Source organism: Maridesulfovibrio ferrireducens (assembly GCF_900101105.1).
Taxonomy (GTDB): domain Bacteria; phylum Desulfobacterota; class Desulfovibrionia; order Desulfovibrionales; family Desulfovibrionaceae; genus Maridesulfovibrio; species Maridesulfovibrio ferrireducens.
The window spans coordinates 353,201-367,978 of the sequence record NZ_FNGA01000001.1 but is presented as its reverse complement, the minus strand read 5'-3'; the positions used below and the strand labels follow the sequence as shown (position 1 = coordinate 367,978).

At 44.3% G+C, this 14,778-nt stretch carries 13 protein-coding genes; 1 reads left to right on the top strand and 12 read right to left on the bottom strand.

Annotation, left to right across the window (positions count from 1 at the left end; genetic code table 11):
• The 12 genes from BLT41_RS01535 to sat form a co-directional block, all read right to left on the bottom strand.
• Positions 1-921, bottom strand: coding sequence for an MlaA family lipoprotein (locus BLT41_RS01535; RefSeq protein ID WP_092158776.1), 921 nt, complete (start codon positions 919-921; stop codon positions 1-3).
• Positions 922-951: 30 nt separating this feature from the next.
• Positions 952-1,602 carry a Tgt2/MlaC family protein gene (locus BLT41_RS01530; protein WP_092157576.1) on the bottom strand — a complete coding sequence of 217 codons (651 nt, stop codon included), beginning with the start codon at positions 1,600-1,602 and terminating at the stop codon, positions 952-954.
• Between the two features lie 34 nt (positions 1,603-1,636).
• Positions 1,637-2,083: an outer membrane lipid asymmetry maintenance protein MlaD gene (mlaD, locus tag BLT41_RS01525; RefSeq protein WP_092157574.1), complete on the bottom strand. Its 447-nt coding sequence runs from the start codon at positions 2,081-2,083 to the stop codon at positions 1,637-1,639.
• Between the two features lie 19 nt (positions 2,084-2,102).
• Positions 2,103-2,942: an ABC transporter ATP-binding protein gene (locus BLT41_RS01520; RefSeq protein WP_092157572.1), complete on the bottom strand. Its 840-nt coding sequence runs from the start codon at positions 2,940-2,942 to the stop codon at positions 2,103-2,105.
• Positions 2,943-2,951: 9 nt separating this feature from the next.
• Positions 2,952-3,764 carry an MlaE family ABC transporter permease gene (locus BLT41_RS01515; RefSeq protein WP_092157571.1) on the bottom strand — a complete coding sequence of 271 codons (813 nt, stop codon included), beginning with the start codon at positions 3,762-3,764 and terminating at the stop codon, positions 2,952-2,954.
• Positions 3,765-3,981: 217 nt separating this feature from the next.
• Entirely contained in the window at positions 3,982-4,596 is a 615-nt protein-coding gene (locus BLT41_RS01510) for an HD domain-containing protein (RefSeq protein WP_170830285.1), read from the bottom strand.
• Between the two features lie 65 nt (positions 4,597-4,661).
• On the bottom strand, positions 4,662-5,846 hold the full coding sequence (gene argJ / locus BLT41_RS01505; protein ID WP_092157567.1) for a bifunctional glutamate N-acetyltransferase/amino-acid acetyltransferase ArgJ: 1,185 nt from the start codon (positions 5,844-5,846) through the stop codon (positions 4,662-4,664).
• Positions 5,847-6,004: 158 nt separating this feature from the next.
• The gene (locus tag BLT41_RS01500; RefSeq protein ID WP_092157565.1) at positions 6,005-7,909 is read right to left on the bottom strand and encodes a SurA N-terminal domain-containing protein; all 1,905 of its coding nucleotides are present in this window, start codon (positions 7,907-7,909) and stop codon (positions 6,005-6,007) included.
• 104 nt (positions 7,910-8,013) lie between these two features.
• Positions 8,014-9,930, bottom strand: a complete 1,917-nt coding sequence (locus BLT41_RS01495; RefSeq protein ID WP_092157563.1) for an aconitate hydratase — start codon at positions 9,928-9,930, stop codon at positions 8,014-8,016.
• A 70-nt stretch (positions 9,931-10,000) separates the two neighbouring features.
• Complete coding sequence (locus BLT41_RS01490; protein WP_092157562.1) at positions 10,001-10,261, bottom strand: hypothetical protein; 261 nt, start codon at positions 10,259-10,261, stop codon at positions 10,001-10,003.
• Positions 10,221-11,942, bottom strand: coding sequence for a chorismate mutase (locus BLT41_RS01485; protein WP_139167313.1), 1,722 nt, complete (start codon positions 11,940-11,942; stop codon positions 10,221-10,223). The genes BLT41_RS01490 and BLT41_RS01485 overlap by 41 nt, the downstream gene beginning before the upstream one ends.
• A gap of 181 nt (positions 11,943-12,123) precedes the next feature.
• A complete protein-coding gene (sat, locus tag BLT41_RS01480; protein ID WP_092157560.1) occupies positions 12,124-13,401 on the bottom strand; it encodes a sulfate adenylyltransferase in 1,278 nt (425 codons plus the stop codon).
• Positions 13,402-14,290: 889 nt separating this feature from the next.
• On the opposite strand from sat, the gene aprB reads away from it, so the two are divergent.
• Positions 14,291-14,776 carry an adenylyl-sulfate reductase subunit beta gene (gene aprB, locus BLT41_RS01475; RefSeq protein WP_092157558.1) on the top strand — a complete coding sequence of 162 codons (486 nt, stop codon included), beginning with the start codon at positions 14,291-14,293 and terminating at the stop codon, positions 14,774-14,776.
• Positions 14,777-14,778 lie beyond the last annotated feature (2 nt).

Here is a 14,778-nt window from a genome sequence, read left to right as displayed (position 1 = left end):
TTAGTTCGCCGGCTGAGTTTCCGCATTAGGGTCGGTCACAATGCTTGAAGCCGGTGCCGGACGTCCGCGTTTAGCGTCATTAACTTGCTTTGTTCTATACTGCAAATATGCGTTTCTTAGAGCAAGGTAAGGATCAATAGCACCCTCTTTAAGGGATTCATATTCACCAAGGTGGAATGAAAGCTTGTTGATCTGATTGTAAGCTCCGGCTGAAACTGAATAATACCAAGGAATACCGAACCACCAGAAAGGATTGAGCACGAATGTATCAATTCCAAGTCCGACAGCATCACGCACTGTAGATGGTCCAAGAACAGGAATGACAAAGTAAGGGCCATTCGAAATTCCCCATACTCCGAAAGTCTGTCCCATGTCTTCATTACCTAAGTAGAGAGGCATGGTAGACTGGCGTGATCCTGCAACATTACCGAGACCGCCCATACCGACAACGGTATTGGCCACGAATTTAGATGTTTCAGCGCCGGCAGTGAAAAATTTGGCTTGAAGCAGACAGCTTGTTACTCGAACAGGGTAAAGCAGGTTCTGGAAAAAGTTGTTTATCCATGTTCTCGGGCGAAGAGGCATGACATACATGTACCCTTGCGTTACGGGTTTAGTGATTTTAAAGTACATAAAATCATTAAACGTAAACATTGCCCGGTTGTAGCCTTCCCATGGGTCAGAAGCACCTGTTTGCTGCTGTGCTTCCGTATCGCCCCAGATGTCATCATCGAAATCATCATCGCTCGGAGATGATTCGTTATCTTTTTCTACTGCGCCGATAACCCCTGAACCGACTTGTGCGACAAGTATAGGGTCAGTGCTTTCGGCGGATCTTACCTGTGAGGGAAAGGTCAGCAGGATGAAGGTCAGCACTAAAAAAGCTAGAAGCGCATTTGAAGCTGAATTTTTTATAGTCATGGGCTTTTTCATTATTGATTGAAGTCCGTTTTATTTTTTTGCTTGTTGGTATTTCAATTCATGGCACTTCTGTTCGAGGCGCGTAAACAGTTCTTTTTTGCTTATTTCGAATTTGTCATCCGAACTTGTGTCAAGGATTCCAGCAAATTGGGATCTGTAATTGTTGACTAGACTGATACCTTCAATTTTTACATCATAAACATTCCAAGCATTATCGATCAATTTTAGACGATAAATGACAGGAACAGCTTCTTTCTTTGTAAGCAATCTAGTGTCTACCTGAGCGTATTTTGCCTTTATTATTGTCTCTTTGTCAAATGAGACCTTTTCATTGGTATAATCTTCAATTCTACCAAGGTAAGTTTCTTCAAGCAGTTGAGTGAAAAGAGAAATAAACTTGTCTTGTTCTTCGGGGGAAAACTTAAGCCATGGCCGGCCTATTGTCCTTTTTGACAGCTCACGAAAATTGAAAAAGCTTTTGACTGCTTCCCGGACTTTCGCGTTCATTTCATCCTGCTTATCAACAACGCCTTTATATTGAGGGTCATTAAGAACATTAATAACGCTTTGTACGCCGGAACGCAGCCGTTCCAGTGGTGAATTTGCAGTTGCGGCGAAACATGGGAGTGACGCCAGGCTCAAAAGCAGGAGGAAGATGGATATGGTTGTGATTCTTTTCATATATATATTCGGTTATGTTTTCTTGTAATTTTTATTAGACCTTGCCAAAAACATATTTACTAATCAAGTCTTCAACATCAATCGCCGATTCTGTCTCGATAATCGTTCCGCCCGGTTCAATGGGGTCTCCGACACCGCCGAGAGCAATTTTAACATACTTATCGCCTATCAACCCGCTGGTTTTTATAGATGCAATTGCATCGTCCGTAAGTTCAATCTTTTTTTCCAGACTGAGTCCTACAACCGCTTTTTGAGTTTCAAGGTTTAAGGAAATATTGTCGACAAAGCCAACTGGGACTCCCATTATTTCAACAGGAGCATTTATCCTGAGTCCGGATATATCATTAAAACTGGCACTCACGTGATAGTGGCTGTCTGATAAAATGCGCACGTCTCCAAGTTTAACACTCATATAGACTATCAGCAGCAGTCCTATGAGTACGAATAATCCAACAGTTGTTTCCTTAGAGTATTTTTTCATGCCTGAGTCCGTATGATTATCATTTATTATCCTGATCACCAAGATATCTGGTGCAGTCCATTTTCATTACTGATGGGTCGAGAGGGGGCATTGTTAGTCTTGGTGCTTCCCTTTTTTGCCCTTGTCTATCAAGAAACTGTCGTAAATAAGGGTTTTCCGTTGCTAAAAGAGATTCCTTGCTTCCTTCGAAAAGAGCCGTGCCTTCACCGAGAACAAGAACGTGGTCTGCAATTGTTTTCATACTAGCAAGGTCGTGACTGACAACAACGATTGTCATATCAAAGCTCTCTTTAAGTTCCAGAAGCAGTTCATCCAGTTCCGCAGAATTTATAGGATCAAGGCCTGATGTAGGCTCATCGCAGAAAAGGATATCAGGGTCCATAACCATGGCCCTTGCAAGTCCTGCTCTCTTTCTCATTCCACCTGAAAGTTCATTTGGAAAATAGTCAACGAAAGGTTCAAGTCCGACAAGATTCAGTTTCGCTTTGACAACTTTAGAAACTTCGGAGGACTTAAGTCGTGTATGTTCTCTGAGCGGAAGAGCCACGTTATCAAATAAATTCAAAGAACCAAGAAGAGCACCGTCCTGAAAAAGTACGCCTATACGTTGTTTCAGACATCGAAATGCTTTTCTTTTTAATGTTAAAATATTGTGTTTGCCAAGAAAAACGGCTCCCCCGAGAGGAGTGTTAAGTCTAAGTATGTTTTTCAGCAGTGTTGACTTTCCGCATCCTGATCCACCGAGGATTACGGTAACACCGCCACCGGGCAAAGTTGCATTAATGTTATTAACCACAGGAGTTCCATCATATCCGATGGTCAGGTTTTCAATGCGTATATCAGGTGCTGAGTTTTTCATGGAGAGTAATTAAAAAAGTAACGAGGTCAAAATGTAGTCAGACACAAGCACCATTACGCAGGACATAACAACCGCTGAGGTTGTTGCTTGACTGACTCCTTCGGGGCCTTTTCCATCTTTACGGAAATGGGTGAAGTATCCTTGAAAACAGCAGACTGTACAAACGAGAACAGCAAAAACAAGAGATTTGGCGAATCCGGCAGAAATATCTTCCCAGCTAAGTGAGGTGTAGACTCTATGAAAATAAACGCCTGAGTTGCCGCCAAGAAGGGCCACTCCGGTTATGTAACCGCCTACAATCCCGATGAGATCAAAAAGAGCAGTTAAAATCGGGAAAGAAATAAGTGATGCGATCAGTTTCGGACTTACCAGATAGTTGATGGGGTTGATATCCATCAGTTCAAGCGCATCAATCTGTTCGGATATGCGCATCACCCCGATTTCAGCTGTCATAGATGAACCGGCGCGCCCTGTGAGCATTATTGCCGTCAGGACTGGTCCTAATTCGCGGACCAGAGAAAGGGCTACCGCAGCTCCCAGAAAGCCTTCAGACCCGAATTTAGAAAGAGCATAGTATGTCTGAAGACCTATAACCATCCCCGTAAACACACCGATCAAGGAAATAACGGTTATAGACCTGACTCCAATAAAATAAAGCTCTTTAATAATTTTCGGAAAAATGGACAACGAACTGAAAACATGCAGAATCGTCTCGAAAAGGAAGATGCACATTGCACCGGCTTCTCCGAGGATATTAAGGCTGATCCTTCCCACTAATGCGAAGGGCTGCATAATCAGTTTGTCTGAGGCGAAATGCGGCATTTGTGTCTATATTTTTTGTTTGTTTATATATTTCTATTGAAGGAAGTCGTGTTAATCATGATTTTACATCAAATCCTTTCAGAGCAAGCTCTACTCCTAGCATAATGATCTGGAAAATAAAAGTAGCTGTCGGCAGGAAAGCCTTAATTTTTATAAGCATAGGTTAAATATAGTTAGGAGAAAAAATAGCGCGTCAATAAGTGGAAGGAATAATCAACTATTCCTCTTCGTCCGGACCGCTTTTGTTTTCCCACCAACTCGGGGGCGGTCCTAGATACCACCATTCTTTATGATCAGTCTTAGAAATGGTTTCAGCAAGTTTTTTACCTTGCTCAGTGCGCAACCGTTTAAGAGCGGATTCCATCCATGTGGCCGCGTATGGATTCCCCATATCGTGTTCTTCTTTGAGATTTAAAATAAAATCTATCTGATCAGCATCCTGAGCAAGTAGTGATTCAATTGATTCACATTTTTCAAGTTCTTCCCAGTGTGGATAAATTTTATCTTCAAGGCCTGTTCCTTCGAGGGTATGACGCAGGGCTTTATCACGGTAGCTTCTGTTATATATCCGGTTGACGTAGTTGAAGTCTCCGGTGCGGGCTTCATGCAGATCGTGGAATAGACACATGAAAACAGTGCGGGCCATATCCGCCTCAGCCATATCAGCAAGGACATATCCAAGAACGGCAACTCTGTATGAATGATCCGCAACAGATTCAGAGCCTGATCCTAGAAACTGGTATCCTGTGCGCGGAGTTTTTCTAAGCATGCCGACTTCAAAAAGGAAATCGGCCAGTCGGGTCATTTTGTCGCGACTTTTAATGTTTTTCATAATGGTAATTCTCAGTAAAAACGTCAGCCTGTGTTTGGCAGGCTGACGTAAAATTAAAAAACAGATTAGGACCGATAGTCGGCATTAATGCTGATATATTCGTTGGTGAGATCTGATGCCATAAGCCGGGCTGTTCCGTCTCCGTCACCTAAATCTATGATGATTTCTATGTCCTGTTTGCGCATGATCGGGTCAAGCAGGGCATCCATGTCGCCTTCGACCGGTTTGCCTTCCTTGAAAACGGTGATCTTGCCGAAACGAAGAGTTAACATATCTGGATTAAATTCTGCTCCGCTTCGTCCGGCCGCTGCGACGATGCGGCCCCAGTTGGGGTCTTCACCGAACAGAGCTGTTTTTACCAGTGGAGAGTTACCCACTGCGCGCGCAATAAGTTTTGCATCATCATCACTGCGGGCGCCGGAAACTTTTATAGACATGACTTTTGTTCCGCCTTCAGCGTCCTGAACAATCATGTAAGATAACGACTGACAGACATCGAGCAGTGCTGCTTCAAGCGCATCACGTGTTTCAGGTGAATCAGTTTTATAGTTTGAAGCTCCGTTTGCAAAAGCCATAACTGAATCGTTGGTACTTGTGTCGCCGTCAACGGTGATGCAATTGAAAGATTTATCAACGCAGCGTTTAAGGGTTTCTTGCCACCAGACAGGATCAACTTCGGCATCGCAGATAATAAATCCGAGCATGGTTGCCATGTCCGGGCAGATCATACCAGCGCCTTTACACATGCCCAGTATTTGAGCTGAACCGTTTTCAGATTTTACTGAACCCCATGCAAGTTTGGGGAATTTGTCAGTTGTCATGATGGCTTTAGCGGCCTGCACAGGATCGGCTTCACCCAGAGTTTCAACAAGACGAGGCGCGGCCAGTTCCCATTTATCCATATCAAAACGCGGCCCGATAACACCAGTTGATGCAGGGAGCAGGTCGGAGGATTTGAGGTTCAGACCTTTGGCAACAAGTTCAAGTGTCTTTTTGCAATCGGTAATTCCTTCCGCTCCGGTGCAGGCATTAGCCTGCCCCGCATTGATTAATGCTCCACGAACATAGGAGGAATTACTAAGAGTCTCTTTACAAACCGTTACCGGAGCAGCCTGAAATTTGTTTTTTGTAAAAACACCTGCTCCGGCGGCGGGAGTTTCGCTGAGGATCAGGGTTAAATCATTTCTATTAATATACTTGAACCCTGCGTTAATGCAGGAAAATTTGAATCCTTTAGGAATGGACAGCATATGTGCGTCTCCAGTTTGTTTTATTCACTTGCTTAAAAAAGTATAAGTTTGAAAGTTTTAGTTACGCTTTTGGCGGCTCATCTGCAAGAGTGTTGCTGCTCAAAAAAAAGGGTCTGTTCTCGTAAGAACAGACCCTTTAACTAATCGTTAACTAAAGATTAATTATTAAGAATGTCCGGGCGGACAACTTCGACTTTTGCTTTGGATCGCAATTCTGTCATGAATGAATTAATCATTTCATTAGCCTGCTGGCGTTCGAGGCTTGTGAGGATAGCCTGTTTCTGGCTTTCCCATGTTTCTTCACTTGGCGGAATGCGTTCATCAAGCCTTGCGACAATGTAGCCGCCGGGAAGTTCAAAAGCTTGTGGCAACCAAGTGTTTTTGGTTGACGCAAATGCAGTTTCAGCCAGTTTAGGATTCATACCAAGACCGGGAATAAAACCGTCTCTACCGAAAGGCTCAGAGGTTTTGAGGTCTTTTTTGATTGATTTAAGTCCCTGTTCAGCTGTTGCCGGAGTGGAAAGCTTGCCCATGATAACAGTTGCTTTAATTTTTGCCATCTGCATTGCCTGCTGCTGAGCAAGAAAGTCGTTGATGTCTTTCTTAACTTCTTCAAGCGGATTGAGAGAGGCAGGGATTTCTTCAACTTTCTGAGCTATAAGATATCCATTATCTACTGCAATAGGCATCTCGGTAGAGCTACCTTTAGGAAGAGCTATAATTGTTTGTGCTGCGTCTTCAGTCATACCGAACGCACGGGTGAGGTTCTCAAGGGTTGCTTTTTCACTTTTCTGGATTGCAACTCCGAGTTCTTCGCCAACGGCGTCAAGTTTCATGCCTGAAGCGAGGAGGTCGATTGCATGGTCCAGCTTTGTGCTGATTGAATCAGCAGCTTTTTCCTGAGCAATTGTATTTTTAATTTCAGTTTCGACCTGATCGAAAGCTTTCTGTCCCGATTCGCGGGTGTCATCAACTTTGATTATGTGGAAGCCGAAGCGTGTACGGACAGGCTCACTGATTTGACCCTTTTTAAGCTTGAAAGCTGCATCTTCGAAAGGTTTAACCATTGCGCCGCGGCTGAACCATCCGAGTTCTCCGCCTTTTGTCTTGCTGGGGCCTTCGGAATATTTTTTTGCAAGTTTTGCAAAATCTTCACCGGATTTTGCTTTCGCTAGAATTTTCTGAATTTTATTTTCTGCTTTTTTAATGTCGGCAGCACTGGCATTTTCATCAACAAGCAGCAGAATGTGACGGGCTTTTACCTGTTCATCCTGCTCATACTGATCTTTGTTTGCGGCATAGTAGCTGCTTAGCTCTTCAGGGCTTACATCTTCATATACAGATAATTCTTCAGGAGTGAAGGAAATGTATTCAATTATACTGCGAGTCGGAACAGTAAAGCTGTTGGGGTTAGCTTTGTAGTAAGCTTCAATCGCAGCGTCTTCGATTTTTGCTTTGTCTAGAAAGTCAGCACCGGATACATAATAGTAATCGATCTGAGCTCTTTCGCCAGCCCAGTCGAAGAGCGCGCGAGCCTGAGCTTCGGTAGGGACAGCTGGAATCGCTACATATTCCTGAATCTTCTGAATAAGATTGCTGCTACGCATGTCGTTTTCAAAAGTTGAGGCAGACATCTGTCTACCCTGCAGGTAGCCTTGGTAACGCGCTTTATCAAATTTACCCTCGGCAGTGGCAAAAGCAGGTATTTTGCTGATTTCGTAATAGAGTTCGCTGTTTGAAATGGAAATTCCAAGACGTCTAGCTTCAGCTTCAAGAATTTTTGAATTAATAAGCTGATTCAGGATTGCTTTTTTAAATTCAGGAGACTGGAGCTGATCAGGATCAATAGTAGGGTCTTGTTCTCTGAGAATCTCAGCAGTCTGGCGATAGATTTTAACGAATTCCTGCGTGGGGATCGGTTCGTCATTTACGTAAGCGATGACAGGATCAGTGTTGCCGTCAAAACCGCTCATGCCGAAGGCAAAAATGAAAACCAGAATGATGATACCGAATAAAACTTTAATGCCCCAGCCTTGGGCATTTTGGCGCATAATGTCCAGCATGACGTCTCCGTACTCCAGTTAGCAGTTAGTACTGCTTTAAATGTTGGTATACATGTAAGACACAGCAATCAAATATGTTTTGATCGCTGTGTCATTCTCATTTATTATTTTCTGCCAACGTAGTTAAGCAGACCGCCAGCTAAGATTATAGCCAGTTCTTTTTCGGAAAGATCGTTCTCGACTTTGATCTTGAGACCGTCTGTAGTGGTCATTTCTGCCACTCCGCCCGGAGTCAATGATGTAGTTTCGAGGGACAGACCGCTTCCTTCGGATAGTTTGTCGTAATCGCTCTTGTTAGATAGTACAAGGGGTAGAATGCCGAAATTGATAAGATTTGCTCTATGGATGCGTGCAAGAGACTTAACAATGACAGCCACAACACCAAGGTGACGCGGTCCCAGAGCAGCGTGTTCGCGGCTTGAGCCTTGTCCGTAGTTTTCTCCGCCGAGGATTATTCCGTTGTCAGAATTTTTCATTCTGCTGACGAAGTTTTCGTCAACGCGGCTGAAAATGTATTCGCTGATGGCAGGAATGTTTGAACGCAGAGCTGTTATCTGTGCTCCGGCAGGGAGAATATGGTCAGTTGTGATGTCATCACCGACTTTAAGACGTACTTCAGAAGTGATTATTTCAGGTAAAGCTGAAAAGGATTCAAGAGGTATAATATTAGGACCGCGAACGATCTCTACTTTTTCATCGTTTTCAGGAGGGAAAATGAAAAGGTGGCGAATAGAAGGAATCTCAGCAGGAAATTCGATCTTTTCCGGAGGAGTTCCCCATGTTGCAGGGTCTGTGAATTCGCCTGCAAGAGCCAGTTTGGCTGCGGTCTGAGGGGACGCAAGGTAAACCTTGGCATCCTGAGTTCCGCTGCGGCCTTCAAAGTTACGGTTGAAAGTTCTTACGCTGACTCCGGCGGAGACAGGAGACCCGCCCATGCCGATACAGGGACCGCAAGTACATTCAAGAAGTCTTGCTCCTGAATCAAGTAAAGGCCCGATAAGTCCTTCGGACGCGAGCATTTTTAACACCTGCTTGGAACCGGGGGAGATCATCAGATCAACACCCTGAGGAAGCTGGTTGTCTTTTAGAATCAGTACTGTTGTCTTGAGGTCTGAATATGAAGAGTTGGTACAGGAACCGATTGCAGACTGGCTGACTTTGAGACCGGCAAGAGATTTAACACTTACTACGCGGTCCGGCATGTGAGGCTGCGCTACTAACGGTTCAAGTTCGGAAAGGTTGATTACAACGGTATCAGAGTATGTTGCATCTGCATCCGCGATAAGTTCGCTGAAATCTTCTTCGCGGCCCATAGCTTTGAGGAATTTTTCAGTCTGCTTGTCACTTGGGAAAAGGGAGGTTGTTGCTCCGAGTTCTGCGCCCATGTTAGTGATAACCGCGCGTTCTGGAACTGTCAGAGTTTCAACACCTTTGCCGCCGAATTCGAAGACTTTTCCTACGCCTCCTTTGACTGTGAGCAGCCCAAGGAGGTGGAGGATGATATCTTTAGCGGTTGCCCAGCCGGTCAGCTTTCCGGTCAGTTCGACCTTAACAACTTTAGGCATGGGGATAGAATAAGGCTGGCCTGCCATAGCAAGAGCTACGGATAGTCCGCCTGCGCCCATAGCCAGAGAACCGAGTCCGCCGGCAGTGGGGGTGTGGCTGTCAGAACCGATCAGAGTTGCACCCGGTTTAGCAAAATTCTCGAGGTGCAGCTGGTGGCAGATGCCTGTTCCTGCTGGCGAGAAAACTACTCCGTACTTGGCAGCTACTGTTCTGAGATACTGATGGTCATCAGGGTTGCGGAACCCCATCTGCAAGGTGTTGTGGTCAACATAACTTACAGAAAGTTCAGTCTGTACTTTGGCAATACCCATGGCTTCAAATTGTAGATACGCCATGGTTCCGGTGGCATCCTGGGTCAAAGTCTGGTCGATTTTAAGGCCGATTTCAGAGCCCGGTTCCATTTTTCCAGTTATCAGATGGCTGGAAATAATTTTTTCAGTAATATTTAAACCCATGATGCCTCCAAAGTTGCTTATGCGCTATTCCAATTTAAGAATAAACAGACCTGTTCAATATGATTTAGGATTAATACTCGGTCATTCCGAGTTTGATCCGATTAATTTTTTTTCTGCGAGAGTCGATTTCGACTTCGAGACGAAGCTTGTCTCTTTGACTCTCAAAGATTTCTTGTGCGAAATAAATACCCTTAACAGGGTCTTCGCTTTTGAGAAGTTCCTGAATTCTATTTATGCATGTTTCAAGTTCTTTTTTAAAAGACTCGATAGCTTCTTCTATTTCAGGAATACTAATCAATTTTGATTCTTCTTCTGTTTGATTTTGCGTCATCGTTCAGCTCCTTCACTTCGGGGTCTTTCAGTCCGTCAATTTCAGGAAGACTATTGTAGAGAGTCCAGTAACGAGGCCACAATTCGGTGATATCTCCGGGGTTCAATAAGGAAAGTCCCGGGCGAATCCAGGCCATCAGTCCCAGAGCTATTCCGAAATAAGGAGTCGGAGCAGTCCAAGCATCTTCCCATTCCAATCTGCCGGGAGTAATCTGAACTCCGTCTTCGGTGCGGGCGTATTGAAGTCCGAGGCGTTCGAGCAGTTCTATGCCCTGTTCAAATAATGCCACGTCCTTAATTCCCTGAAGTGAACACTGAGTTCCGGAGTTAACAGCCAGCGCAATTCCGATTGGGAAAAGTTTTGATGCCTGTCCGAAGTCAATGTTTACCGACTGTGGCTGTTCGCCTTTGGTGGAACTGATTTCAGTATCGGAAACCTTTACAACCAAGCCTCCTAAAGTAAGAGCTTTAAGAGCATCTTTCGCTTTAGGTGAAGTTTTCGGCCATGTTCCTTTGATAGTTACATTCCCGCCGGCAAAAGCAGGGATTGAAAGCAGAGCTGCACTCAGTTCCGGGTCTAGAGCAATGTTTGGCTGCTCAGGGAAGGAGAAGGAGTTGCTGAAAGGAACAGTACATTCTGTTTCAGTAAGAACAGCTTTGATACCGCAAGTATTAAGAACCTCGACTGCATCACGTATTTCAGAGATTCCAGCCCAGTCTTTGTCGAATTTGAGGTTCATACCTTGTGGATATGTCCATCCTGCAAGAGTAAGAGCTGCCGCAAATTTGGGTGGGGTCTCTTCAGTCAATGTAAGAGAAGAAACCATATTTCCACCGCACTCAAGTCTGGCAGGCAGTCCGTGGCTCTGAAGATCAAGAGTGTTGAGGCGGGCTCCAAGTGGTGACAGTAATGATGTCAACTGTCTGGAGTCATACTGTTTAAGAATGGGACCGCCTGCAATTTTAAATTTGCCGGGAGATTTCAGCCCGAAAGCAAGAATAAGATATAAGGTCATTTCGTCATCGCCTGCGAAGACAAGTTTGTCTTCGAAGAAAACTCCTTCGCCAGAGCGGGATTCGATAGTATCATTTTCCCATGAAATGTGAGCTCCAGCCTGATTGAAAGCTTTAGCAAGCTCCGTCAACTGATCATTAACAGACAAGGGAGACATTTTGGCGTCAGCTGAGCACATCGCAGCAAGGGCAATCCATAGCTGTGACTGGAAAAGAGAGCATGGGCCGTCAATGGTGACTTTAACAGGTCTTCTTGGCGGTGATAGCGAATAAGAAGGCAGATTGCGGTTTTCAGGTTTGGCTACACAAGTATATGCGAGAGTGTTGAGTTGTTCGAAAACTCTGCGCGCAGCCTTGAGATTAAATTTTTCATCTGCGGACTTTGTTGTCCAGATTTCAAATATACGTCTTTCCATATCCGGGTCAGCGAGAGGCAGACCTTTCAATTTACGTTTAGAGGCAGCTTTACCCATAAGGGTGTTTCTGCGTGAAATCATTGAAATTAGACGTTCGTCAAGGTCTCTAATTTCATGGAGGAGAGACGGTTTGCGCGGAGCATCGCCACCGGATCTACCGGGTCTGTCGGATCTATCGGATCTGTCGGATCTATCGGATCGACCAGGTCTATCGGATCTATCGGGGCTATCAAATTTTTTGTAATTGGGCATTTTTTGTTCCTGATGAGTGATATAGGGAAGAACGCCTTTCTAGCCTGAAACTCGCCGATGAGCAAGCCCCAAAGATATGACAAAATATGCTGTATTTATATAGTTGAAAATACAGCAAAAGAAAAGGGAGGAAGCGGTAACCGCCTCCTCCCTATAAAAGCAAGTAGTGGTACTACTTTAATTACATTGCGTCGCCAGAAGCTGCGCCCTGCATTTTGACTTCAACTTTTTCAGTGAGGCCTTCGTAGTAAGCACGGAGAATAACGAGAACTTCTTCGCGACCGAAGTGATCAACAACTTCTGCGCCGTCGGAGAGAGCTTTACGGAGTTTAGTTCCGGAAAGGATTACGCGTTCTTCTTTGTTATGTGGGCATGTGCGGAGAGAAGCCATGCCGTCACATTTGTAACAGTAGAAAGTCCAGTCAATTTTCATTGGCTGACAAAGAAGTGCTTTGCCTGGTTCTGGGCATGCTTCGGTTGCATAAGGAATTTTGTCGAAAATTTCCTGAGCTTCGAACAGGCCGTAGAAGTCGCCAACGCCAGCGTGGTCACGACCGATCAACATTCTGTTAACGCCGTAGTTCTGACGGAAAGTTGCGTGGAGCAGACCTTCACGAGGACCAGCGTAACGCATATCAAGAGGGTAACCAGCCTGAATAACGTTGTCTTTAACAAAGTATTTTTCAACGAGAGTGTCGATTGCTTTAACACGAACGTCAGCAGGAATGTCTCCTGGTTTCAGGTTACCGATCAAAGAATGGATCAAGCAACCGTCGCAGACTTCAATAGAAATCTTTGCGAGGAATTCGTGTGAACGATGCATTGGGTTACGAAGCTGAAGTGCGGAAACGATGGACCAGCCTTTTTCTTCAAAAGCTGCACGAGTTTCTGCAGGACGGAGGTAAACGCCTTTGTACTGTTCAGGGTATTCGCCTTCGGAGAGAACTTTAACAGGACCTGCGATGTTGAATTTTTTCTGAGCCATAACCATCTTAACACCTGGATGGTCTTCAAGAGCAACTTTCCAGAAAACGTCATCAGCAGATTCTTCGCCTTCGCCTTTGAAAACTTTTTCACATTCCCATTTCTTATCGTCGTCAGTCATTTCGTAGACTTCTTCGATTTTCATGGTAGCGTAAGCTTCGCCTTTACGGACGAGAGCGATTTCATCGCCGACTTTAACGTCTTCGTCAACGTCAAGTGTTACAGGAACTGGCCAGAATGTGCCGTCTGCCATCAGAAAGCTTTCACAAACGCCTTTCCAGTCAGCTTTTTTCATGAAGCCGTTCAGAGGGCTGAAACCACCACAACCCATCATGATAAGGTCACCCTTAGCACGTCCGGAAATTTCGATCTTTTTGAGACCTTCAGCTTTTTTCTGTTCTGCTGCGAGTTCTGCGCCTTCGAGAAGGCAACATACGAGACCTTTTCCACCGTGAGGGGCTACGAGCTTAGACATGTGTGTCTCCTTACTTGTAATTATTTTCAACACCTGGGCCTGTCCGCGGAACCATTAGAGGAATATCTCTCCGCCTCTTAAATGAGGTCTGCTCTTCATATTATAGAAGGCACGGTCCGCAGAACGAAATTTTAAAACAAGTATTATTAGTAGAGCTCATTCAGATACAAAGCGCATCGTTATTTGCTTTTTCATAATTCTTAAATGGACTTATGAATCCTTTGTGAAAGAAATGTCAAGGGCAAAATTAAAAGGAAAGCATTTTTTTCACAAAGTGTCTTTTGGTCGGACTGCAGTGCTGGAGTTAATCTGTTTTAATTTGAGTGTTTATGCGTCACGATGAGGGGGAGAATGGTCTTATTAAGTTGTTTGCTGGGTACTATTGATTGGGAATAGTATTGAATTAAATCTTCCAATTTATTTTTAAAGATAGATTCAGGTGATGACTCGCAGCCAAAACAGCTTCTAGTTTAGTATTTATATAGAATTATGTGTAATAAAGTCTAGATAAGGTCTGGGTAAAATCCAAATAATTTTATTTCAATTACGGGATGTTAGGTTAAAAGTTAACTTTATGTAACAAACTTAAAAAAAGGCTTGCAATGGAAGGCTGGAATGAACTAAAAGCTCTGAATAATAGAACACGCTTAAGCGCTTGTTTTGGTCTCATCTAATTTATCGTAGCGCTTTCCGCTTCTCCAAAATGTTGTTTTCTCTCGGGTTGCAACTGTTCGTTGAAATGAGCTTGTTCTAAATTTCACTTTCGTCTTGACACCTTTTGTCGGGCTTGATAGTCAATTGACCTCGAGCCTTGAACTTAAAGGCAAGAATATAAATGGTTAAGGATGTTGTCGGTGATTGATAACTTTAACTTTTAGGAGGACTAGGTATGCCGACCTTTGTCAATCCGGAAAAGTGTGATGGCTGCAAGGGTGGAGAAAAGACCGCCTGTATGTACATCTGCCCGAATGATCTCATGATATTGGACCCCGAAGAAATGCGGGCTTACAATCAGGAACCAGATGCATGTTGGGAGTGTTACTCCTGCGTGAAAATTTGTCCTCAGGGCGCTATCGAAGCTCGTCCTTATGGCGATTTCGCACCTATGGGCGGAACTTCTATTCCTATGCGTTCAGCTGAAGACATTATGTGGACTGTTAAGTTCCGTAATGGTGATGTTAAACGTTTCAAGTTTCCTATCCGTACTACTCCTGAAGGTTCTATTAATCCTTACGAAGGAAAACCAGAACCAGCTGATCTTGATAGCGAACTTCTTTTCACCGAAACAGAACTTGCTGTACCGCAGGTTGTTGCCGGTAATAAACTTGAAGTTGGCGATGCAGGTAAGACTTTAGTAATAAAGGATCTGCTTTAATC